The 23,373-nt window shown below is 40.9% G+C and carries 22 protein-coding genes and 5 tRNA genes; 17 read left to right on the top strand and 10 right to left on the bottom strand.

The genetic code is table 11. From position 1 onward, the window contains the following. The first annotated feature begins 172 nt into the window (after positions 1–172). The 4 genes from ACZ48W_RS06280 to ACZ48W_RS06265 are packed head-to-tail and all read left to right on the top strand — an operon-like array spanning position 173 to position 3,864. Positions 173–1,852, top strand: a complete 1,680-nt coding sequence (locus ACZ48W_RS06280; protein ID WP_464827474.1) for a L,D-transpeptidase family protein — start codon at positions 173–175, stop codon at positions 1,850–1,852. A 27-nt stretch (positions 1,853–1,879) separates the two neighbouring features. Continuing rightward, entirely contained in the window at positions 1,880–2,473 is a 594-nt protein-coding gene (gene coaE, locus ACZ48W_RS06275; protein WP_464827472.1) for a dephospho-CoA kinase, read from the top strand. Then, positions 2,470–3,216 (top strand): diaminopimelate epimerase, encoded by a 747-nt coding sequence (gene dapF / locus ACZ48W_RS06270; RefSeq protein WP_464827471.1) that lies wholly within the window; start codon positions 2,470–2,472, stop codon positions 3,214–3,216. The genes coaE and dapF overlap by 4 nt, the downstream gene beginning before the upstream one ends. Before the next feature lie 9 nt (positions 3,217–3,225). Continuing rightward, complete coding sequence (locus ACZ48W_RS06265; protein WP_464827470.1) at positions 3,226–3,864, top strand: tetratricopeptide repeat protein; 639 nt, start codon at positions 3,226–3,228, stop codon at positions 3,862–3,864. A 231-nt stretch (positions 3,865–4,095) separates the two neighbouring features. Here the strand turns inward: ACZ48W_RS06265 and ACZ48W_RS06260 are convergent, their stop codons facing one another. Next, positions 4,096–5,415, bottom strand: a complete 1,320-nt coding sequence (locus ACZ48W_RS06260; RefSeq protein ID WP_464827469.1) for an IS1380 family transposase — start codon at positions 5,413–5,415, stop codon at positions 4,096–4,098. A 175-nt stretch (positions 5,416–5,590) separates the two neighbouring features. On the opposite strand from ACZ48W_RS06260, the gene ACZ48W_RS06255 reads away from it, so the two are divergent. Then, a tRNA-Val gene (locus ACZ48W_RS06255) sits at positions 5,591–5,666 on the top strand. Between the two features lie 215 nt (positions 5,667–5,881). Here ACZ48W_RS06255 and ACZ48W_RS06250 read toward each other — a convergent pair. After that, positions 5,882–6,856: an IS30 family transposase gene (locus ACZ48W_RS06250; protein ID WP_464827468.1), complete on the bottom strand. Its 975-nt coding sequence runs from the start codon at positions 6,854–6,856 to the stop codon at positions 5,882–5,884. Between the two features lie 337 nt (positions 6,857–7,193). Between ACZ48W_RS06250 and ACZ48W_RS06245 the strand changes: the two genes are divergently transcribed. From ACZ48W_RS06245 to infC, 3 genes are all read left to right on the top strand, one after another. Then, positions 7,194–7,847 (top strand): porin family protein, encoded by a 654-nt coding sequence (locus tag ACZ48W_RS06245; protein WP_464827466.1) that lies wholly within the window; start codon positions 7,194–7,196, stop codon positions 7,845–7,847. A 225-nt stretch (positions 7,848–8,072) separates the two neighbouring features. Then, complete coding sequence (thrS, locus tag ACZ48W_RS06240) at positions 8,073–9,887, top strand: threonine--tRNA ligase (RefSeq protein ID WP_464827465.1); 1,815 nt, start codon at positions 8,073–8,075, stop codon at positions 9,885–9,887. Next, entirely contained in the window at positions 9,884–10,432 is a 549-nt protein-coding gene (gene infC, locus ACZ48W_RS06235; RefSeq protein WP_464827464.1) for a translation initiation factor IF-3, read from the top strand. Before thrS ends, infC begins: the two co-directional genes overlap by 4 nt. 159 nt (positions 10,433–10,591) lie before the next feature. Here the strand turns inward: infC and ACZ48W_RS06230 are convergent, their stop codons facing one another. Then, positions 10,592–13,558 carry a MutS-related protein gene (locus tag ACZ48W_RS06230; RefSeq protein WP_464827463.1) on the bottom strand — a complete coding sequence of 989 codons (2,967 nt, stop codon included), beginning with the start codon at positions 13,556–13,558 and terminating at the stop codon, positions 10,592–10,594. Between the two features lie 199 nt (positions 13,559–13,757). Here ACZ48W_RS06230 and rpmI point away from each other — a divergent pair, with 199 nt between their 5' ends. After that, positions 13,758–13,949 (top strand): 50S ribosomal protein L35, encoded by a 192-nt coding sequence (gene rpmI / locus ACZ48W_RS06225; RefSeq protein WP_464827462.1) that lies wholly within the window; start codon positions 13,758–13,760, stop codon positions 13,947–13,949. Between the two features lie 132 nt (positions 13,950–14,081). Beyond that, a complete protein-coding gene (rplT, locus tag ACZ48W_RS06220; protein ID WP_464827461.1) occupies positions 14,082–14,438 on the top strand; it encodes a 50S ribosomal protein L20 in 357 nt (118 codons plus the stop codon). A gap of 235 nt (positions 14,439–14,673) precedes the next feature. Here rplT and ACZ48W_RS06215 read toward each other — a convergent pair whose 3' ends face one another. The 6 genes from ACZ48W_RS06215 to ACZ48W_RS06190 all read right to left on the bottom strand — a co-directional run bounded on the left by ACZ48W_RS06215 (position 14,674) and on the right by ACZ48W_RS06190 (position 17,385). Next, on the bottom strand, positions 14,674–15,411 hold the full coding sequence (locus tag ACZ48W_RS06215; RefSeq protein ID WP_464827460.1) for a ferredoxin-thioredoxin reductase catalytic domain-containing protein: 738 nt from the start codon (positions 15,409–15,411) through the stop codon (positions 14,674–14,676). A 9-nt stretch (positions 15,412–15,420) separates the two neighbouring features. Then, complete coding sequence (locus ACZ48W_RS06210; protein WP_464827459.1) at positions 15,421–15,906, bottom strand: hypothetical protein; 486 nt, start codon at positions 15,904–15,906, stop codon at positions 15,421–15,423. Between the two features lie 130 nt (positions 15,907–16,036). Further along, a complete protein-coding gene (locus tag ACZ48W_RS06205) occupies positions 16,037–16,270 on the bottom strand; it encodes a hypothetical protein (RefSeq protein ID WP_464827458.1) in 234 nt (77 codons plus the stop codon). 13 nt (positions 16,271–16,283) lie between these two features. Further along, a complete protein-coding gene (locus ACZ48W_RS06200; RefSeq protein WP_464827457.1) occupies positions 16,284–16,721 on the bottom strand; it encodes an HvfX family Cu-binding RiPP maturation protein in 438 nt (145 codons plus the stop codon). 129 nt (positions 16,722–16,850) lie between these two features. Beyond that, complete coding sequence (locus ACZ48W_RS06195) at positions 16,851–17,081, bottom strand: hypothetical protein (protein WP_464827456.1); 231 nt, start codon at positions 17,079–17,081, stop codon at positions 16,851–16,853. Positions 17,082–17,193: 112 nt separating this feature from the next. Further along, positions 17,194–17,385 (bottom strand): hypothetical protein, encoded by a 192-nt coding sequence (locus ACZ48W_RS06190; RefSeq protein WP_464827454.1) that lies wholly within the window; start codon positions 17,383–17,385, stop codon positions 17,194–17,196. 169 nt (positions 17,386–17,554) lie between these two features. Here ACZ48W_RS06190 and ACZ48W_RS06185 point away from each other — a divergent pair, with 169 nt between their 5' ends. From ACZ48W_RS06185 to ACZ48W_RS06175, 3 genes are all read left to right on the top strand, one after another. Continuing rightward, positions 17,555–18,058 (top strand): gluconate 2-dehydrogenase subunit 3 family protein, encoded by a 504-nt coding sequence (locus tag ACZ48W_RS06185; RefSeq protein ID WP_464827453.1) that lies wholly within the window; start codon positions 17,555–17,557, stop codon positions 18,056–18,058. Continuing rightward, positions 18,055–19,722 (top strand): GMC family oxidoreductase, encoded by a 1,668-nt coding sequence (locus ACZ48W_RS06180; RefSeq protein WP_464827452.1) that lies wholly within the window; start codon positions 18,055–18,057, stop codon positions 19,720–19,722. Before ACZ48W_RS06185 ends, ACZ48W_RS06180 begins: the two co-directional genes overlap by 4 nt. A gap of 141 nt (positions 19,723–19,863) precedes the next feature. Further along, positions 19,864–20,904 (top strand): C40 family peptidase, encoded by a 1,041-nt coding sequence (locus ACZ48W_RS06175; protein WP_464827451.1) that lies wholly within the window; start codon positions 19,864–19,866, stop codon positions 20,902–20,904. Between the two features lie 138 nt (positions 20,905–21,042). Here the strand turns inward: ACZ48W_RS06175 and ilvD are convergent, their stop codons facing one another. Beyond that, the gene (ilvD, locus tag ACZ48W_RS06170; protein ID WP_464827450.1) at positions 21,043–22,731 is read right to left on the bottom strand and encodes a dihydroxy-acid dehydratase; all 1,689 of its coding nucleotides are present in this window, start codon (positions 22,729–22,731) and stop codon (positions 21,043–21,045) included. A 155-nt stretch (positions 22,732–22,886) separates the two neighbouring features. Between ilvD and ACZ48W_RS06165 the strand changes: the two genes are divergently transcribed. The 4 genes from ACZ48W_RS06165 (at position 22,887) to ACZ48W_RS06150 (ending at position 23,324) form a co-directional block, all read left to right on the top strand. After that, positions 22,887–22,961 (top strand) — tRNA-Gly (locus ACZ48W_RS06165). Positions 22,962–23,004: 43 nt separating this feature from the next. After that, positions 23,005–23,091: transfer RNA gene (locus ACZ48W_RS06160), tRNA-Leu, on the top strand. 18 nt (positions 23,092–23,109) lie between these two features. Further along, a tRNA-Cys gene (locus tag ACZ48W_RS06155) sits at positions 23,110–23,183 on the top strand. A 53-nt stretch (positions 23,184–23,236) separates the two neighbouring features. After that, positions 23,237–23,324, top strand: a tRNA-Ser gene (locus ACZ48W_RS06150). Positions 23,325–23,373: the final 49 nt, after the last annotated feature.

Genomic DNA, 23,373 nt, shown 5'->3' with positions numbered 1-23,373 from the left:
GATTTTAGCATCTATCCTATGAGTCGGGACTTAGAGGTACAAAAGTACCAATAGGGGGGCAGGATACTCTCTATTTTCTAGCTTTAATATACTATTTACATATCAAAACAATCATTTTCATGAAATTTTTTGATATACTTTATAAAAATTCTTCTAATGGATGAAAATAGAGATGATAAAATTAAAAAATAAAGTAATACATTTATTGATGGGGATAGGACTTTTTTCTGTATTATTTTTTGGACAGAGTACATTGGCAAAAACAGGAAGCCTGGAATTTCATGAAGCAGTCTCTGATGTTATGATGAACTCATTACAAACACAACCCAAAAATAGTTTTTTAAGAAAGCTCTATACTCAACTCTTTTTTATTCCCCTGTGGATCGATGAGGAGGCAGCTTCTTCTTTTACGAATGAGTTGTTCGCCCAGATCAAAGGAGATAAAACATTAAGCCATACAAGCAGACTTTATCAGGATATGCTTCAGCTGGAACAAAAAGCAGCAGAAGTGTACGGAAATGCAGCTACTTTGTCTCAAAAAGTGGATCTGGAATTCAGGATATCCCAACTCTATAAAGGATATGCGGATTATACACTTTACGGCAGTATTAACTGGGGTGCATTCAAGGCAAGACTTTACAACCTGAAGGCACAAGACATCAATGCGGGATGGGATACCCATAGACCAAGAGTGACTCCTCTCTCTCTTATAGAAGATGCTATGATTAATGGCAGTCTGGAAGAAGCATTTAAGAGAGCAGAACCCAAAGAGTATCATTATGCCGCCTTGAAAAAAGAGCTTATCAGGTATTTGGAGATAGCGCAAAACGGGGGATGGGTACCGCTGCATCTCAAAGGATCGCTTAAGCCGGGTAAACCTTATGAGATCGTTCCTCTTCTTCGTGAGAGATTACGTGCTACCGGAGACTACCAACCCTGTTCGGGAAGCAAAGAGGGACTGGTATATGATGCATGTCTGAAGAATGCAGTGATACATTTTCAAAAGCGTAACGGGCTTGTGCCCAATGGAGTGATAGAAAAAAATACCCGTGCAGCATTGAATCAAACGATCGAACAGCGTATCTTGACGCTCCGTCTCAACCTTGACCGTATCAAATGGTTAAAAGAACGGCATTCAAAACGGCATATCATTGTCAATATCCCGGCATTTACGCTCTATTTTGAAGAAGATGGAAAGTTACGGCAGTCAATGAAAGTGATCACCGGGAAAAGAAACCATCCTACACCGGTTTTCAGTAATACAGTGCAGTATATCGTACTTAACCCGTACTGGAATGTACCAAAAAGTATTATTCAGAAAGAGATGATCCCCAAATTGCTAAGGAACCCGAATGCAATGGCAAGAAAAGGAATCGAAATTCATACCGGCTGGGGGAAAGATGCAAGAAAAATAAACGGAGGTGCTATAGACTGGAGCCAATACCGTTACAGTAAAAGTATGCCTTTTCGTTTTGCACAGGTTCCGGGAACACGAAATGCACTGGGTAAAATAAAATTCTTATTCCCCAACAGATATTCTGTTTATATGCATGACACCCCGACCAAAAATCTTTTCAAAAGAAATGTAAGAGCTTTCAGTCATGGCTGTATTCGTCTGGAACAGCCGAGAGAATTGCTCCACACATTCTCTACCTTTAACAGTACAGTGGATTTTGACAGATCACAGAAGATCTTAAAAGGAAGAAAAAGAACCCATCTTAATTTAAATGAAAAAGTTCCTGTGGATGTTGTTTATCTTACCGCATGGGTTGACTATAATGGTGTACTGCAGTTTAGACAAGATGTATACGGATACGACAAAATGCAACTCAGTTCTTTTAGAAAGTGGTAAGAAAGATCAGTATGAAGAGAGTTTTTTATGGTATTTGAATATGCTGTTGTTTTGACCGGAAGTATTGCTACGGGTAAAAGCACGGTAGTAGAGATGCTTTCCCGCTATGGCTTTTCTGTTATCGATGCCGATACGATCGCACATCAAATACTGGATAGGCAGCAGGCAGCTGTCTCTGAAATGTTCGGTATAGAATGTATTGAGGATGGCAAAGTAAACAGAAAGACCCTGGGGGCTATGGTCTTTGCAGATCCCGCTAAGCGAAAAGAGCTTGAATCACTGCTCCATCCTCTTATTTATGATGAGATAGAACAACAGGCTCTCCTCCGGGATGCTGTGCAGGAGCCTTATATTATCGATATCCCTCTTTTTTTTGAAGGGGGACGGTATCCTATAGAAAAGGCCCTGGTAGTCTATACTACAAAAGAGCAGCAGTTAAAAAGACTTATGCAAAGAGATGGGTATAATAAAGAAGATGCACTGAAACGCATAGAATCACAGATAGATATTGAGGAAAAGAAAAAAAGAGCAACATATATGATAGACAATACAGGTGATCTGGACCAGCTTCGATATGAATGCGAGAAGGTGAAAGAAGCAATTTTAGGAGATTTCAAGTGACAGTGACAAAATATTCAGGCAATGGTAATGATTTTGTGATGTTCGTGGCTAAACACAAAGCAGACAGATCGGCACTCGCACGAAAACTGTGCCATAGGCAAAATGGGGTAGGGGCAGACGGTTTGGTGGTTCTGCTTCCCCATGAGAAGTATGACTTTGAATGGGAGTTCTATAACTCAGACGGAAGTCGTGCGGATATGTGCGGGAATGCTTCCAGATGTGTGGCACATTTTGCCCATGAAAAAGGTATTTCCAAAGACAATACGGCAGAGTTTCTCACCGGGGCCGGTGTGATACGGGCAACGATCAATGGACTCTATGTAGTGAGTGATATGGTGGAACCTGATATCCGGAGCAAGGATATCGAAGAGTATGGAGAGAACTGGTGGCTGATAGATTCCGGTGTCCCGCATCTGGTTGCTGTACGTAATGATATTGATACCTTTGATCTGGAACAGGCAAGAGCGCTTCGTCAGAAGTATGATTGTAATGTCAATATCTGCAAGGTCGAGGGTGATACGATGTATGTACGTACCTATGAACGCGGTGTAGAAGATGAAACATTGGCATGCGGGACAGGTATGGTAGCCTGTTTCATACGTAACCATCAAGAGGGTAAAGTACCTGATCAGGTAAAAGTCCATCCCAAGAGCGGTGATGAACTTTATGTGAGTTATGAAGAGGGTGTATATCGTTTTGGTGGTAAAGTGACCAAAACATTTGTAGCTGAAACATTTATATAAGAAAGAAGTATGATGAAGAAAATGATTATATTTATAGTTGTAATATCGGGTTTGTTTTCCAATGATTTTGACAAAGCGGTAGAAGACTATAACAAGGGAAGCTATATTCAGGCACTCAATACTTTTTATGTATTGGCAAAGGGCGGAGATGCCGAAGCACAATATAATGTAGGAATGATGTATGCCAACGGTAAAGGGGCGAAAGCAGATTTGTCTGAAGCAAAACGCTGGTATGAAAAGGCTGCAGAGCAAGGGAACGCTTCTGCCCAGTACAATCTTGCCCAGCTTTACCACCACACCGGGGAGAGTGATCCTCATGCCTATAAAAGAGCAAGGTACTGGTATGAAAAGGCTGCTCTGGGCGGTGTGGTACAGGCATATAACAATCTGGCAGCACTCTATCTGGAAGGTAAAGGTGTAGCAAAGGATCGGCAGAAAGCCTTTGAACTTTTAAAAAAAGCAGCCCAAACAGGGGATGCCAATGCACAAGTCAATATAGGTGTGATGTATGCATGGGGAGAGGATATCGCTCATGACAAAATGAAAGCGTATGAAAACTTTAAGAAAGCACTTCAGGCAGGAAAAAGTGAAGCAAGTGAATACCTGGAGAAGCTTTGCAAGGAGAGTGCCTGGGTCTGTCAGAACTAATCCCAAATCCCGAAATAGAAAATTCATTTCATAAAAATTGAGAGACTATAACCCGTTTTTGTCTCCGAACTGTAAAAAAGTGTGCTTAAAAGAGCTCTTTGTATTCCTATGTCAACAAAGTGGTGCGTCAAATACTCTTTTTAAAGCCATTTTCCTGATTTTTTGACATAGCTATCCTGTCACTTTGTCTGAAGAAGAAATGATAAAGGGAATGCCGCAGTGGTGAAGTTGCTACTCTAAACTGAGCAAATAGCATTGATGCCGTATGTGATTGAGGATATCCACAAACGCTTCATTGACTTTAAGCACGATTTGGCGAGCATGATGGACTACTTTACCTGCAATATGATACAGTTTATAGCGAATGGTTTGAATGGTGTGTTTTTGCCAGCTGACATGTAATATACGTTTAAAGAGTATGAACAGGTTGTATGCCAATGTACCGATATGAAAGTAGAGCGCATTGGCTTGAAAGTCTGAAGTTGGCAGGTACTTCAGATTGAACCCGTTTTTCAGTTCTTTGATTCGGTTTTCACTGGTATCACCCCGTTGTCGGTAAAAGCGTACAATCTCTTCAGCTGTTTTCTCCAAGTCATTGGTGGCAATCACACTGTAACGTTCAGAAGCGAGTGCCAGCTTCTCTTCCTGGCTTAGAAACGCCTCCATGCCATGCAGCAATGGGGTGGTGGTTTTTTTAATCACAATCATACGAAAGGCATGATCGGTATTCTGCATCGTGTGGTAAAATTCTGCTACCTCTTCTTTGAGATGATGTGCGGTACCTTTTATTGTTCTAAGGGGTTCCCAGGAATCAATTGTTTCAATGTTTGTCAGTACACTCCTGTCAAGATGCCCGCCTACCACATAGATGATATTACGATTATTGCAATAATTGAACAGTGATGACTGATACGAAGCGCTATCGGCTCTCAGATAGGAGAGTTTTCGATGTTTGGGAAGTTGTGCTTCACACTGTTTGACGAATGCAAGATTATGATCAGCAGGTGCTACATTACCGGCTCTAAACTCCTGATGAATCACATAGCCGCCATTAAGATGCCTAATGATGGGAGTAAATCCCGGGAACATTTTATAGGTGGTAAACGCAATAGATTTATGGCTTTCTATCACGGTTGCATCAATATCAAGCACCAAAGGTTCATCTATTCTGCGAAGATAGCGTTGTAGCAAGGTACGGTTGAGTTTTTCCATCCCCGACATCTTGACTTTGCCGGAGCGTTTGAGCCATTTGCCGATACTGTCTGCTGTGGGAATATGCTTTATCCCAAGTAGTTCTTGGAGTGCGTGATCGGTCTGAAGGGTGCGGATATCCTCCAGATATCTGCCTCCACTGTGTAACATTAGAACAAGTGAATGGATAAAGGTATAAGGATCGTAGCCTCGGTTACTTTTAGGTAAAGGAAGATATCGGTTGCATAACCGATCAAGCTTGATTGCTTTTAAAAACTCTCCAAAGACTGCCTCTCCTGCTCTGGGTGTCAGTCTCTCTTCGGTGCTCTCTACAGTGAAATTTAAAACACTTTGTGCCATACTTTTATCCTCCTGGAAAAAGCTCACCCATTGGGTGAAAGCGTTGAGTGGGCTTTTTCTCTGGCTTTCTTCGTATTTTACGGCATCTTCACTTATTCTTTTGTTTTTCTATTTCGGGATTTGGGCTAATTCCCATAATTTAAGTATCTCTTAGATATAATCCATTCTATATTTTGATCGCGTAACTCAGTTGGTAGAGTACTTCCTTGACATGGAAGAAGTCGTTGGTTCAAGTCCAATCGTGATCACCACTTCAAAGTTCTATCTATAAGCATTTACCATAATTAAACAATCATAACTTTTATTTTCTTATAACAAACGTATAAAACACTATTTTTGTGTATCCTTTTTTTGTGAAGCGTTTTATAAAATATCTTAATGCTCCATCTATAAGGTATAGATTCTGTATCCTAAATTAGAGAAATTGAAACGCCCATTCAAATCATAAGTGCAATTCACCTCTAATTTACGCAGCTAATTCCTTAGTAAACTCTTCAAAAAATACTTCATAGGGCGTTCTGTAGTTCAGTACTTTTCTTGGTCGATGGTTTAGCTTCTCTTGTATGATAATCACATCTTCCTTAGATATTTGTGTGAAGTCTGTCTTCTTCGGCAGATATTGTCTGATCAATCCATTGGTATGTTCGTTCAATCCTCTCTCCCAGGAGTGATACGGATTAGCGAAGTAGAAGTCTGTATCCAGTATCTGTGAGACCTGCTTGTGATAAGCGAATTCCTTTCCGTTGTCACTAGTAATAGTCTTGATCACCTGTTTGATAGGTTCGAGCATTTCAATCAGTGCAGTAGTGACAATCTCTGCATGTTTGGAAGGTACTTTTTTGATCAGAGTAAATTTGGACTTTCTATCTACAGCTGTTACCAATGCTCCAATATGATCCTTACCAATAACTGTATCGATCTCTAAATCCCCTATACGTTTTTTCTTCTCTACAATCTTAGGGCGTGTATTGATCATCTTTCTGTCAATGATCGTTCCTCTGCGTTGATAGTCATTACATCGTTTATGGTACTTCTTGTTCTTGTGTCTGAGATACTTATAGAGTCTGCCTTTACTGGCTTTGTTTCGATAAATGAACTGATAGATCGTCTCATGTGAGATACTTCCGATATTATCACGTTTCATTCTGCCTGCAATCTGCTCCGGGGACCATCCAGCTTTGAGCTTCTCTCTAATGTAGCTCTCTAGCTGAGGAGTGATAACAGTATATTTTGGTTTGGATCTATGTCGATATTCCGTATTGAAGTGAGCAGTGGTGTATTGATATTTATCTGCATGTGTATCCCAATTTCTTTTGATTTCTCTACTGATTGTTGAGGGATGAACACCTAACTCTTCTGCTATCTCTTTTTGGGTATAACCTCTTTCTAAAAAAAGAGAAATATGGTATCTTTCCGTGAGGGTTAATTGTTTATACTTCATAGTGCATTTCCTGTTTTTGTGGTGAAAAAAGGATAACCTATGATCGATTAACCCTCTCTTTCAAAACTATCTCTCAGAAATTGCACTTATCCCTTGAATTGGCGAAACTTTAAGGAAAGAAGGAATATTTTTGATCAAAGATTTACTGCGATTAGAAGATGAAGCACACATACATTTTACTAAACTTCAAATCTATTCCTCTTTTTTACTAAGGACTATTTACTTGCCTTCTTTTCTTTAATACGCTATTAACATTAAAAATAACTTTATATTATTTTAATGTTAAACTTGATATTATGAAATGGTAGACAAATTTTACATAAATAAAGGAAACAAGATGCAGAAATTTACACTTTCAGTAGCAGCGGTTTTGGCAATGAGTGCATTCGCAATGGCGGGTGGAGATATAGAACCAGTAGTCGAGCCGGTAGTTGAAGTAGTAGCTCCCGTTGCTGATGAGAGTGGTTTCTATGTAGGGATCGCCTATGGTGCGGCAGATGTTTCAGAGGAGTATGATGATGGTTATTCGATGTGGGAATATACTGAAGAGTATGATACCATCATGCTTCAAGCGGGGTACAAGATCAACAAATACCTTGCTGTAGAAGGAAGATACTGGAATTCATTCGGTGATGGTGACTGGAAGTATGAATCGGACGGTTATACGAATAGTGGATCTTCTAGTGATATGGATTTTACAGCATGGGGAATCTATGTGAAGCCAATGTACCCGGTAACTGAGGAATTTGATGTCTATGCATTACTTGGTTATGGTAATGTTACTTTGAGTGACTCAGGTGACTGGTTTGATGAAGATGGTTTTCATTGGGGTCTTGGGGCATCTTATGAATTTACAGATAACTTTTCAGTATTTGTAGATTATGTAAACTTATATGATGATGATCTTACCTTAAGTCAAAATTTAGACGGCAGAGGAACTTTGGACTACACTATTTACACTGTGAACGTTGGGGTAACCTATAAGTTTTAAAAGCTTTTCTACTCAGCCTTTTGGGCTTGGTAGAAGATAAACCATGTTAAAGTATATGTTTTTTTCTTGTATAGGTCGGTAGTGGTTGATATCACTATGATTCTCATTCTACACTTTATAACTTCATGATTTTATTCCATTAATTTCTTTCTATCCAACTTTTAGCTATAATAACTGCATTTTATAATGCGACATTGTGGGTTGCGTTTACAGTAAAGGGTTAATTTGAGTGAAAATCTTATCGGTTATATAGATGACCAAGGGAATATTATAGATACACAAAGTGCAGAAGATAACTGTACAGCTACACCTATAGAGTATGATAATAGTGAGATGGCATTAGAGATCATTCGTCACTCTACCGCACATCTTATGGCTCAGGCGATCAAGGAGCTTTATCCGAATGCACAGTTCTTTGTAGGACCGGTAGTGGATGAAGGGTTCTATTATGACTTCAGAGTGGATGAGAAGATTGGTGAAGAAGATCTTAAAGCCATTGAGAAGAAGATGAAAGAACTCATTAAGAAAAAGTACAAAATAGAGAAGTATGAGATCAGCAAAGATGAAGCTTTGGAGAAGTTTTCGAATGATGACTTGAAACAGGCAGTACTTTCCCGTATACCGGATGAAACGGTTTCTATCTATAGACAGGGAGAGTTTGAAGACTTATGTCGTGGACCTCATGTACCGGCACTTCGTTTTTTAAATAACTTCAAACTTACAAGAATTGCCGGAGCGTATCTTGGCGGTGATGAAAATGCAGAGATGCTCACACGTATTTATGGTATCGCTTTTGCAGATAAAGAGTCCCTTAAAGCACACATGACGATGCTGGAAGAGGCAAAGAAACGGGACCACCGTAAGATCGGTACGGAAATGGAGCTTTTCATGTTTAATGAAGAGGCAGGTGCAGGATTGCCGTTCTGGATGCCAAAAGGTGCAAGACTCCGTAACAAACTTGAAGCCATTCTTCATAAAGCACACCGTATCAGAGGGTATGAACCGGTAAGAGGTCCGGAGATTCTCAAATCACAGATGTGGCATACCTCCGGACACTATGCATGTTATGGTGAAAATATGTATCTGACCGAGATCGATGGACAGGAATACGGGATCAAGCCGATGAACTGTATCGGACATATCCAGATATTTAAACAGACAGGGAAAAGCTATCGTGATCTGCCACTTAAATATTATGAATACGGTGTAGTACACAGACATGAGAAATCAGGGGTGCTTCACGGACTTTTACGTGTAAGAGAGTTTACTCAGGATGATGCACATATCTTCTGTACGCCTGAACAGATCAAACTTGTTATTCTGGAAGTGGTTGAATTCGTCGATACTGTGATGAGCCTCTTCGGATTCAACTACTCTATGGAAGTCGCGACCAAACCGGATAAAGCGATAGGGGATGATAATGTATGGGAATTGGCAACAGAGGGGATCAAAGCTGCGCTTGAAGAGAATGATCTGCCTTATACCATTGATGAAGGCGGCGGGGCGTTCTACGGACCTAAAATTGATGTGAAGATCACGGATGCTCTGGGCCGTAAATGGCAATGTGGTACGGTCCAGGTGGACTTTAACCTGCCGGAACGCTTTAATGCAGAGTATGTGGGTGAAGACAATGAACGCCATAATCCGGTTATGATACATAGAGCTATTCTTGGTTCATTTGAGCGGTTTATCGCTATTTTGACAGAGCACTATGCAGGAGAGTTCCCATTCTTCCTTGCACCGGTACAAGTGATCTTCGTTCCGATCGCAGACAGTCATGTCGCCTATGCCGAACAGCTTAAGAAACTGTTGCTTCTCGAAGACATTGATGCAGAAGTATATGACAAGAATGAAAGTCTTAATAAACGTATCCGTACTGCTGAAAAGCAGCGTGTACCGTATGTAGTGATCATAGGTGATGAAGAGGTGGATAATAAAACAGTTGCAATTCGTGACAGAAGAGCTAAAGAACAGTATAATCTTACACAAGACGAATTTATGGTAAAATTAACCAAACAACTTACTGAAGGAAAGATTTGAGTAGACAAAACGACAGAAACAGAGGTAGAAAAAAAGCTGATGATACCATCATGAATGATGCGATTAGAGCAAGTGAGCTCAGAGTGCTGGGTGATGATGGAGAACAATTCGGTATTATCTCCAGAGCAGAGGCACTGAATATAGCTGAAGAGAAGGGGCTGGATCTGGTACTTGTCTCTCCAGATGCAAAACCTCCTGTTGCCAAAGTAATGGACTACGGTAAACATAAATACGAGCTGGAAAAAAAGAAAAAAGAGGCACGTAAAAACCAAAAAAAGATCGAAGTAAAAGAGGTCAAGTTCTCCTGTAAGATCGCAGAGAATGACATTGCATATAAAGTGAAACATGCCAGAGAATTCCTGGAAAAAGGGAAACACGTTAAATTACGTGTCTTTCTGAGAGGAAGAGAGATGGCAAACCCGGAATGGGGTATCGATGTGCTTAAACGTGTCTGGCCTATGCTTGAAGATGTCGGGCATCTTGAAAAAGATGCGCATCAAGAGGGCCGTTATATCAATATGTATGTAACACCGCTTAAAAAATAATTTTAGATTCTTTTCTTTTTACATTCCCTCTCTCCGCAGATGGGAATGGACCTGCCAACCTATATCAGGGAATAACGGTTTGTACGGTACTGACACGGTATATCCAAACCTACTCTTCTTTGTACGATTCGGAATTTAGTTCCTCACCTGTACTGTGCTTTAACTCTTGATCTCATAATGTAATTTCAGCCCCTCTGATGTCATCACGAAGCCGGAGATGATGATCCTTCCTTCATGTACCAAATGGTGATGCCTTTTACAGAGTGGTATGAGGTTATATTTATGATTCTTATGGAAATGATCTATATGACCATCATGATCTGCCTCTTTTTGTGCAGCAATATGATGTACTTCCTCTACATTCTCATTACACAGGGCACATTTGCTCAAGTAGAGGTCTTTATTGTATTTGCTGCTTTTTTGTCTGCGTAGTTTTTTGATCTCACTTCCGGAATGGTTAAGGTTTTCTCTAATGGTCTGTGCCATTTGCAGAAATTCTTTATCCATATGCAGGGATTTGGCGAATTCCAGTCCGTAAAGACTGTCTCCTCTTCCCAGCTGCAATACCCTGTTGTAAATGAGTGTATCATTGGTTTCATCATAGCGGATACCCAAATGCAAAAAGATAAGATGTTTCAAGTTCTGAAGCTGAGGAATGCTTCCTAGCTGGTGCAGGTGTGTTGCAAAGATAAAGGTTGATCTGAGTGAGATAAGCTTTAAAATAGCACTTGAAACAATCGCAAGGGCAGATTCTGTCTCTGTCCCCTGGCTGATCTCATCACCCAGTACCAGAGACCGTTCATCTGCACGGTTGAAGATATTCTTGAGTTCCATCATCTCTACAGAGAAAGTTGAAAGACCTTTGTAGAGATTGTCCTGCGAGACGATACGTGTAAAGAGTTTGTCATAGAGCCCAAAACGTAGTTCTACTGCCGGTACAAAGAACCCGGCCTGGGCCAGCACAACAGAAAGCCCGATACTTTTCATGAGTGAAGATTTCCCTGAAGAGTTGATACCGTAGAGCAATACACCCAAGACATCTTCTCCCTCACTAGCATTGAGAGTGATATGGTTGTGTTTGGAGTTGTTCTCTCCCAGAAAAATATCATTAGGGACATAGATACCTCTTTCATCATTAGCTTCAATGATAGGATGTCTCAGGGCGATGGCTTCATAAAAGTTGCCTTCTTCTATGACAGGACGTGACAAGTTCATACTTTTGGCACACTTGGCTGTAGAGATCGCTACATCAATATTGGCGATGAAAGCAATGAGTCTCTCCAGTAACAGTGAAAATCTGTTCTCCAGAACATCCAGACTTTCAATATATCGTTGCTTGACAAGAGAGACAAGCTTGACTTGAGCCGTTTCATATGAACGGGTGATCTCTTCAAAGAGCGGTGCCTGCATTTTTACCGCATTTTTAAGGTGTTTGTAGTGAAAATCTTTAAAGAAGTGGTGTTCATTGTCTATGGTCACAAAAGAGTCTTTAAGGGATTTCTCTATGAGAGAGAATCTGTTCTTTGTCAGGTTGATAAAGTACCCTTCGCTTTCAAGATAGCCTACAGTTGTATAGCGTGTAGTTCCGGAAAAAAGTTTGTCTTTTTGAAAGAGTGACTCGACATGTGAAGCAACCTCTTCCATTTTGTCAACCTCTTTCTTTTGGGTTTTGACAATGGTGTCAATAGCAGGGTATATACCGTTTTTAAAGATATTGTCATTGATCTGTTCTATACGGAAACGGGCACAGATATCCAGTTCAAATGTTTCTTCAAGTACACCCAGCATCTCTTTCGTCTCATCAAAAAGTCTGCTTTCTATTTCCAGTCCGTTACGGTCTGCATCTTCAAGCAGTTTGAGGATGGATTCCAAAGACATTGCGATATAGGTAAGCTCAACAGGGTGCAGTTTACGTAGTTTGATACGCCTTGTGATACGTTCAAGATCATAGATCTGTTTTAAGTGGGTTTCAAAACGGTCGATGTTGGGCAGCAGTTTCTCGGTCAGGTCGTAACGTTCTTCCAGGAGTGCTTTGTCACAGATGGGGTTGAGAAGCCTCTCTTTGAGCAGACGTTTCCCAAAAGCTGTAGAAGTTTTGTCTATAAGGTCAAGCAGTGTTATATCAGCAGGGTCTCTTGAGATGACAGAGAGCTGCTCCATTGCATTGTTCCCGATATACATATAACGGTTGGAACCCAAAAACTGGGGTTTATTCATCTTCTCGATGATACTTTCATCATGTTCTATGATAAAGTCTATGAGTACAGTTAAAGCCTCCGTGGTATAAGGATGCCGTTCAAGATCAAGAAACTCAATGGCAGAGAGAAAAGAATTTATTTCAAAGATGCGTGTAAAGAGTTCGTTCTGAAAGTTGATCCTGAAACGTTTGGTATTGACAGAGTAGTGCAGGGAGTTCAGTTCCAGATAATGGATAAGCCATTCCTGGTCTATCTCTTTACCTTCGAGTGTGATGATGACCTCGGAAGTGGTGTAGGTCTGTAAAAGATTAAAGGCTTCATCAAGTGCATAGGTTTTGTCATCACGTGTAGAGTGTATCTCATTGCAGATCGTCTTCCCCGTACTCACATCTATAGCAGCATATCCTACAGAGTAGATACCTGCATTTTCATCTATCATGAGTGAGACAATGTTGTTTTCACTGGGTTCACTCAGGTATTCAAAATTCGTACCCGGAGAGATGATGTTGGAGACATAGCGTTTGACGTTGGGCATTTCTCCTTTTTGTTTGACAACAATGATCGTATATTTTTTAGTAGCTATGAGGCGGGAGAGGTATCTGTCCAGAGAGACAGCAGGTACCCCTGCAAGCAGAGGATTGTTTACAGAGTTTTCAAGAACAGCTTTGCTTTTTCGTGTAAGTTGAATATTAAGCAGTTCGGCGATCTCTTTAGCTTTACCGATCTTGAGGTCGTCATTGTTGACCTCATAGACTTCAAAGAAAGTACCGATCTCCATAAGTACAAGGGCATCTTTCCCATACTTTTGCTCAAAATGACGCTGCAGGTCAAAGTAGATCTCTGTTAAAAGTTTCTTCTTTTGAGAAAGTATTTCGGTGATCTTGTCCACAAGCAATGCCTCATATTTTATTAGGTTAGATTTTATCATGAGAAGCGTTAAGTAAAGGTAAACTGCTTTGGCTTTATGGTGTTGAAAGCGGTGTGGCCGGAGTAAAGAGAAGTTGTGAGGAAGGGAGGGAACTACAGGAGAATGTAAGCTTTAGTAATCTTTCAGAAAAACTAGGTATAATACCGTCCCATTTTCTGCTACTTGATGTGGCAGAAAAAATTCTATAGGGAGTAAGCATATGCCAAAAATGAAAAGTGTTAAAGGCGCTGTTAAGCGTTTTAAGATCAAAAAAAGCGGCAAGATCAAAAGAGGAACGGCGTATAGAAGCCACATCCTTAGTAAAGTGGATGGTAAACACCACAGAGGTATGAGAAGTCCTAAACATGTTGATGCTGCAGATGCAAAAAACATTAAAGAGATGATCAACTAATTATAGTTTCATTTTTTTGATAAAGAGATTCCCCCGATTAGGGGCAAGTTCAAACAGAGAAAATGTTTGACACCTACTATAACATGACTTCGGATATGAAGTTGTAGTACAAGTATAAGGTAAAGGAAAACCATGAGAGTAAAAACTGGTACAGTTAGACATAGACGTCACAAAAGACTATTAAAACAAGCTAGAGGGTTCTACAGCGGTAGAAGAAAACATTTCAGAAAAGCGAAAGAACAACTCGAGCGTTCATTAGTATATGCTTACAGAGATAGAAGACAGAAAAAGAGAGATTTCAGAAGACTCTGGATCGTTCGTATCAATGCGGCAACAAGATTGAATGGAATGAACTATTCAACATTCATGCATGGTCTTAAGCTTGCAAACATTGAACTTGATAGAAAAATTCTTGCTGATATGGCAATGAATGCTCCTGAAAGTTTTACAAAAGTAGCTGAAGCTTCTAAAGCAGCACTTGCTAAATAATTAACTTTTAGTTGACTATTTCTTGAGGAGCTTCGGCTCCTCAACCCCTTTTATTTTTCCCTAATTTTTATCATTGTTTAAAATTGGATTGAGTTTTCCTTTTTTTCTTTAAAGCAAAAAACGAACCCAAAAAAAGAAAATGTGAGGAACTGCCGTATCTTCAAAATTCCCTTGACACAAAAGTGTTTTTGTGTCAAAGTGCTTCACGCTTCACGCTTCACGCTTCACTTAGAGATCATCCTCTCTGCGTTTCTCCGGTATATCCGATGATCCCTGGACGTAGATTACCTACATGTTCAAAACCAAGTGCTTTCATAGCGTGTTGTACCTGAAAGCTTCGGCTTCCTGTATGGCAGTAGACGATGACAGGGGTCTGTTTCTTGTCATTATGCTCTTCTATTTTTGCATAGAACTGTGAAGTCGGTACAAGACAGTCTGTTCCTGTGATGTGTCCCATCTGAAACTCCATGAATTCTCTTACATCCATAAGTGTGAAGTTGATCATATTCAGATTTCTGGCTTCTATAAGTGCTTCAAGTTCATCTCCATCGAGCTGCTCTTCTTTGAGAAGTGCTTCAGCCTGTTCTTTTGTCAGACCCTTGGAGTGTTCATGTACGATCTCTTCTATTTCATCGTGCTGTGCCTGTGCAGCGGCATATTCCGGTGTGCAGAAGATCCCGCAGTGACAGAGACCCTCTTCCGGGATCTCTTTTTCCAGAGCAGGCTTACACGGACAGATACGGTTATCGGCAGCTTTTTGTTCCTCTTTGGTCTCTCCGATGACCATGAAGCATGGGCAGAATCTTTTACCGTAGATGAGTTTGTTCCTGGCAAGTCCCATTGCCACACCTTCATTGACCTCTTCATTGGGATTTTGTACAAAGCCGAACTGTTTATTGACTTTTTCTACAAATCCCCATGTTTTTTCCAGTTCAGCTTGAAATTCATCTGAATTCATATCTATCTGCTGCATTATTATCCTTTATTGTGAAACTGTCTTATTGATCTCTTTTGCGATATCATCAAACTCTTTAACGAATCCTTGCATTTTTCTGCCCCAATTGTCAAGAAAACTTTTTGTTTTGTTCAAATCTATATTGATATGTGTCTCATCTACTTCAATACCGGTGTTTTTATCGTTTATCATCCCCTCTTCCAGATCTTTGGAGAGCTTTTCCATTTTGTGTGTCATCTTTGCTGCCATCTCTTTGAAAAAGCCTTTGGTCTTGTTTGTATCAATGATGATCCTCCCGTCTTCTGAGGTAATACCTATCTGGAAGAGTTTATTGTTTTTTTGTGCTTCCATCTTTCTTTTTTTCTCTTCTTCCGCCTGTGCTTCGAGTTCGGCAAGAAGTTCTGCTTTGGCTTTCTGTGCTACCTGGGCATCATGCTGTGCCTGCTTCTCTTTGGCATCCTGGCATCCTGAAAAAGAAAATACCAGGATCAGTGCTATCACTATTTGTTTCATGTGGGTACCTTCTAATAATATAGATGTATTATACAATGATTTGTGGAAGAAAAGTGAAGTTGCCATCCCCTAAAAAAGGAGATGGCAGAAAGAGAGGGTATTTGGATCATTTAGAAATCGGGTTTATTGGTCATCCACATTTACCTGTACCGCATTTGCCTTTTGTCGGTGCAGGTTTGGTTGCATTCATCTCTTTTTTCATTCCGTCTGTACCCTGGTTGCATTTACCTGTACTGCATTTTCCGCTTTCGCATTTCATTGTATTTGGTGTAGTATTCCCTGTATTGCATTTTGCATTGGCAAGAGTCATGGTCAAGGCGACAGAGCCAGCGAGAATCAGTCCCAGTTGAAGTAGTTTTTTCATGTGATATCCTTTGTTATTGTTCGTCACCGAATAAAAGGTGATCCAAACTTAATTTTCCGGCTCCGAATGAAGCAAATATTGCTAGAAACAGCATGTAGTAAAGAGGTATTTCAAACCCGTTGTTCCCGGCAGCAAAACCATGTGCCAAATGTACTGTGATGATCGCTACCATCATAATGACCATGAGAGGAATAGAGATAAGTCTTGTAAAGAGTCCCAAAGTCAACAGTATAACACCGATAAGCTCCGTACTCGCAGCCATATAAGCATTGATCGTCGGGAAAGGAATACCTATGGAACCGAACCAGATAGCTACACTGCCTATATCGGACCATTTTTGCATAGCAGGTTCATAAAATCCATAAGCCACAGCAAGCCTTGCAAATAAAAGAGAAAGGCTTTGTCCATTGCTTAATATATTTTTTGTGAGCGGGTATATGTGTTTTAACATAATATACCTCCTTCATCATATTTGTATCTCAGGAGAAGATTGTTTTTCAAGTTTTGATACAATAGAAGTATAGTATGAATCATGTGTAATATATGTGTATTGTTACGTCACTGTAGAGGTATCAGAAATTTATTTGTTTCCGCATTTACCTTCATTGCATTTTCCGGTTTGGCATTTTTGTGCAGAATCCTCAGCTTTTTTTGTTCCTGTCTGTTTGGCATCTCCGCATTTTCCTGCCCCGCATTTTCCTGACTCGCATTTTGTTGTTGCAGATGTTGCTTCGCTCGTTTTTGTTTCATTGCAAGCAGTTAATGAAAGTAATGCCAGCCCCAGTATGGCACTTAAAAGTAGTTTTTTCATGATGATATATTCCTTTAATGGTCTTGTTCGGTATGCAGAAGAGCTGCAATGTAAGATTTATATGCTGTAAGAATGAAAGTCTTACAGCATATAAGGTTTGATATTGGAAGGATTATTTACCGCATTTGCCGGATGCAGAACATTTTGCTGCTGTTTCTTTCGCTTTGTCTCCAGAGCATTTGCTGGCACTTTGGCATTTTCCTGACTGACACTTCATTCCTGCTTCTGCATCATCACCTGTTGTACATCCTGTAAAGGCAACAAGTGCAAATCCTAGCAGTGAACCGAAAATTAACTTTTTCATTTTTGTCTCCTGTTTTTTAAATTAAGGGTCCCGATAGAGCTACCCTTTAGACAGATACAAGTATAATCTTATAAGCGTGCAATATACGTGTAGCTGTCTGTCTGGTATGGCAGTGTTGCACTTTAAGTGCACAGAGGTTGATTATGATTAGAAAAAAAGAAGTAATAAAATGCAAAGAAGAAAATTTTTAATTGCAGGGGCACTTCTTGGGCTCTCCGGATATGCAGCAGGCAAAAACAACAGTACCCCGCCGAACAGATCCTTAAAGAAAGCAGAGAAAACGATCCGGGCAGTACAGGAGCATCTCTTTCCGGAAGGGAGTCAGATACCTTCGGCCAAGAGTATGAATGTCACACAGTTCCTGGTAGAGACTATTATGCATCCCACATATGATAAGGATATCAGAGCCTTTGTGATAGAAGGAGCGGAAGAGTTGGAGATCCGTGAAAAAGGAAAATTCATTTTTTTATCAGATACAGAGAAAGAGCGTGCATTAAGAGCCTATGAAGAAACCAATTACGGAAGAAATTGGCTCTCTCGTATCATGACACTGACAATGGAGGGAATGTTCTCCGATCCTATTTACGGATCAAATACAAAAGAGGCAGGATGGAAAGCCCTTCATGCATATGGCGGACTTCCCCGGCCGACTACGAGGTATATAGAATTATGAAATATGATGTGGTCATAGTAGGTTCCGGTGCAAGTGGCGGGGCAGTAGCTTATACTTTATGCAAGGCGGGATATAAGGTGGCTGTCCTGGAAAAAGGACGGCTTATCAGGCGTGAAGAGTTCTCCAAAGATGAGTTGGCTTATGCCCGTAGAGATATCGTTACTCCGAGTCTGTTCGATGAATACCATACTATAGAGGAGAAAGTGGACGGCAAGTGGGTAGCTACCCCTACCTATGAATCCGGCTGGAGCTTTTGGAACGGTAATATCGTAGGCGGTTCTTCCAACCTGATGAGCGGGATGTTCCATCGTATGCACCCGGATGATTTCAGATTGAAAAGCAAGTATGGAGAGATAAAGGGGGCGAATGTTGTGGACTGGCCTATCTCTTATGAGGAGTTGGAGCCTTACTATGCTTTGGCAGAGGAACTTGTAGGTATTTCCGGAAAATATGAGAAACATCCTTTCGAACCGCCAAGGAGTACGCCTGATTTCCCGCAACCGCCAACCAAAGAAAATGAAGTGGTAAAACTGCTTGACAAAAGCTGTAAAGCACTTGATATTGTTCCTCTGGTAACACCCCGTGCAGTACTCTCCCAGGATAAAGGGTATCGTAATGCATGCTACTATTCCAACTTTTGCGGAAGCTATGGATGCAGTTCCGGAGCAAAAGGAAGCTCCAGGGAAGCACTTCTGAAACCGGCACTTGCTACAGGGAACCTTACACTGATGAGCAATACCTATGTCAAGTATCTTCATGCAGGCAAAAAAGATGAGGTGGAGTATGCTGTGGTCGTTGATACGCTCACGGGTAAAGAAAAAAAGATCTTTGGGAAGATGTTTGTGGTAGCAGCACAGGCACATGAAAGTGCAAGACTGTTGCTGAACTCGGCAAACAGCCATCACCCACATGGTCTTGCAAACAGCAGCGGAGAATTAGGAAAAAACCTTATTTTCTCAGCAGGAGGGTCAGGGCAGGGAGAACTGCACGAGGAGAGTCTCAAAGAGATAAAGTTCGAAGCACTTATGGAGACAGGACTTTTTGTCAACAGGTCTATTCTTGACTGGTACTTTATCGACCATTGGTGGGACGGTAAATTCAAAGGGGGCTCGGTCGAGTTCATGTTTGAACATCAAAATATCATTTCACGGGCACGCAAGAATAATGAAGAGGACGGCAGACTGGTCTGGGGAAAAGCACTGGGTGAAAAGCTTGTGAAACGGTTTACCCAAAGCAAGAGTATCCGTTTTGAGATCTTCAATGACTGGCTTCCCAATGATGACTGTTTTGTGAGTCTGGATAAAACACATAAGGACAAATACGGTATGCCTGTGGGGAAACTCCGTCTGGAAGCACATCCCCAGGATGTTAAAGTAGGAAAATACATCGCCAAGAAGTGTGAAAAGGTACTTGAAGAGATGGGAGCAAAAAATATTTACAGCTCTGTTTCTTCAGCTCCCCCTCAAAATCTGGTAGCGGGTGGATGCCGCTTCGGGGATGATCCTGAAACGTCTGTACTGAACAAATATTGTCAATCCCATGATATTCCCAATCTCTTCGTAGCAGATGCCAGTTTTATGCCTACCGGAGGCTCTGTTCCCTATACCTGGACGATCTATGCAAATGCTTTGAGAGTGGCAGACCATATTGTCAGGATATTGTAAAAAGAAAGTATCGGCATGACTTTAAGTTAAATTTCAATTCACATTTATTTTTTATTAATCATATATAGATACAATTTTGAATATTTTTTAGTATAGAGAGTATATCCTATATTGTAAAAACCAATTTCTCAGGAGTATTCATTGAAAAAACTTTATATTCTATTACTCACATTTTCTTTTTCCGCAGTTACAGCCCAAGCCGCTACAAAAACAGTCAAACATACGATCAAGAGTGGTGAAACACTTTATACTATAGCACATCAAAACCACACAACTATAGAAGAAGTAAGAAAAGCAAACGGTCTCAAAAAGGGGGCTATGCTTAAGATAGGAAGAGTGCTGAAAGTACCGACAAATACGTATTTCCCAAATAAAAAGATGAAATCCCGCAAGAATGAGGACAAAAAGCCGGTAAAGATCGCTAAAAAAAGCAAGCATAAAAAACTTGCTAAAAAAGTACACAGCAAGAGATCAGCAAAATCAATGAAATATGTTATTAAAAGCGGGGACACACTTTCTACGATCGCCCGCAAACATCATACGACTGTTGCAAAAATAAGAAAGGCAAACGGTCTTAAAAAAGGCGGAGTACTCAAATTGGGGAAAGCATTGAAAATTCCAGGTAATGTGTATGCCAAAAGAGCGAAGATCAAAACAGCTAAAAGAAAAAATAAACGGGATGATAGAAAATTGGCTAGAGCACTTATGCGCATAAAGTCAAAAAAAGCGGTCAGAACAAAAGCACATAAAAATAAAAAACTTGCTTCAAATGACATCTTTTTTCATAGAAAAAGTAATGTAAAAGGCAAAAAACTCATTGATCTTGCCAAAAAGAAGCTTGGAAGAAGATATGTCTGGGGTGCCGTAGGACAGAAAAATACTTTTGATTGCTCGGGACTTACAACTTATGTGTGTAAGAAAAATGGGATCAGTATTCCAAGAAGAGCAATAGCACAATCAAAATATGGAAAATATGTCAGCAGAAGCCACTTGAAACCGGGAGATCTTATCTTCTTTGATACTTCCAAAAGACGTAGAGGGTATGTCAATCATGTGGGTATCTATATAGGGAACAACAAATTCATCCATGCAAGCTCGGCAAAGAAGAAAGTGGTTATTACAAGTTTGAATAAACCTTTCTACAGTCAACGCTATAAGGGAGCCAGAAGAGTAGCTTCATAACCAAAACCCCTCTCTTCGAGGAGTTCCGGCTCCTCAACATCTTCTTAAATATTTTTCCTAAATTTCAGTATTCACGCAGCAAAAGACTTGACACTGTCTCTAAAATATGTAAAATGCCTAGGCACTGGAGCAAAGTGACTATTCAGCTTCCAGTACCGCACCGTTACTTGCATTGGTGACCAACGCTCTGTATTGTCTTAACCATCTACTCTTTAACGGTTTTACCAATGGCTTGAAATTTGCTCTTCTTTGAGCGATCACTTCATCACTCAAGTTTGCCTGCAGGATATACTTATCTACATCGATATGGATCTCATCACCATCTTCAAGTAATCCTATAAGCCCGCCTTCTGCAGCTTCAGGACTCACATGACCGATGCTTGCACCTCTTGTAGCCCCCGAGAATCTGCCATCAGTAATGAGTGCTACTTTATCTCCCAGACCCATACCCATGATGAGACTGGTAGGGCTTAGCATCTCTTGCATCCCCGGACCACCACGAGGACCTTCATATCGGATAACGACAACATTACCTGCTTTGACTTTACCATTGATGATGCCTTTAATTGCCTCATCTTGAGAGTTGAAACATACTGCTGTACCAGTAAAGACTCTATCACCGGTAATCCCGGCTGTTTTAATAACAGCACCCTGTTCTGCCAGGTTACCATACAAGATAGCAAGCCCACCCACTTCAGAGTAAGGGTTGTCAATGGTATGGATGATGTTCGTATCCAGGATCTCTGCATCTTTGACTTTCTCATATAAGGTTTCACCTGTTATAGAAAGATTATCGAGTAAGATATCATCACCGCGTTTCATCATTTCGTGCATTACCGCATTTACACCACCTGCTTTGTTGATATCTTCCATATGCACTGTTGTCAATGATGGAGAGATCTTGGCAATGTGTGATACACGTTTGGAGATCGCGTTGATGTCCTGTAAGTTAAAGTCAACTTCCGCCTCTTTAGCGATGGCAAGCATGTGAAGTACTGTATTTGAAGACCCGCCCATTGCCATATCTACAGCAAAAGCATTACGTACTGCATTTTCATTGAGGATATTTCTTATTCTATACTTCTCCTGCTCTGCTGCTTCGGATTTGGCTATCTCACATATGCGTCTCGCTGCTTTTTTGTAAAGCTCTGTTCTCTCCGGTGTTAATGCAAGGATCGTACCGTTCCCCGGTAAAGCGATCCCCATTGCCTCCATAAGTGTATTCATAGAGTTTGCGGTAAACATACCTGAACATGATCCACCGCTGGGACAGGCGTTACATTCGATCTCATGGAGCTTTTCTTCACTGATCTCTCCTGCCTCAAATTCACCCACAGCTTCAAAAGCAGTGGCAAGATCGATAGGGGTACCGTCTTTCATATGTCCTGCAGCCATCGGTCCGCCGGAAACGAACACTGTCGGTACATTCACACGCAGTGCACCCATGATCATACCCGGAACGATCTTGTCACAGTTCGGGATGGCGATCATCGCATCAAGCTTGTGAGCATTCATGACCGTCTCTATAGAGTTCGCAATGATCTCACGGCTCGGAAGAGAGTAGAGCATACCATCATGCCCCATTGCGATCCCGTCATCTACACCGATAGTATTGAACTCAAAAGGGACACATCCGTTCGCACGTATCTCTTCTTTAATAACCTCTGCTACCTTGTTGAGGAAAAAATGCCCGGGAATGATCTCTATGAAAGAATTCGCCACACCGATGAACGGTTTTTCAAAATCTTCTTCTTTTACACCGGTTGCGCGCAGTAAGCTTCTATGGGGTGCTCTGCTGAACCCCTGTTTTATTTCGTCACTTCTCATATGAAACCTTTATACTCCCTATTATAGTCGGGATAGTTTTTATGGATTATAGCACTTTTATATTCAAAAATCCTACTTTCTCTTTACATTAAAAGGTTTTTTGGCTATAATCGCACTCCAATTTTAAGCTAATACTTAAAATAGGTTGTGGAAATGCGGGCGTAGCTCAGCGGTAGAGCATAACCTTGCCAAGGTTAGGGTCGACGGTTCGATCCCGTTCGCCCGCTCCATAAATGAGAAGTTACAGTATAAATAATAAATGGTACCTAGAAAGCCCGGGTGGTGGAATGGTAGACACAGGGGACTTAAAATCCCCCGGTCATTGCGACCGTGCCGGTTCAAGTCCGGCTCCGGGTACCACCCATTATATTTTAGTGTGGAGCCATCGCCAAGTGGTAAGGCCGCAGCCTGCAAAGCTGCTATCCCCGGTTCAAATCCGGGTGGCTCCTCCATTTCATGAGATTTTTATCTTTTTAAGATAGAATTTCATTCTACTTATTGCTGTCGGGAGATGTCAGAGTGGTCGAATGTGCCGGTCTTGAAAACCGGTGAGGGTAACACCTCCGGGGGTTCGAATCCCCCTCTCCCGGCCATCTATTTTTTATAATCCAATTAAACCCCCAATATACCGATATCTCAGAG

It is taken from the genome of Sulfurovum aggregans, from assembly GCF_055385215.1.
The sequence above is the reverse complement of the archived record's forward strand: the minus strand, read 5'-3'. Positions and strand labels throughout refer to the sequence as shown.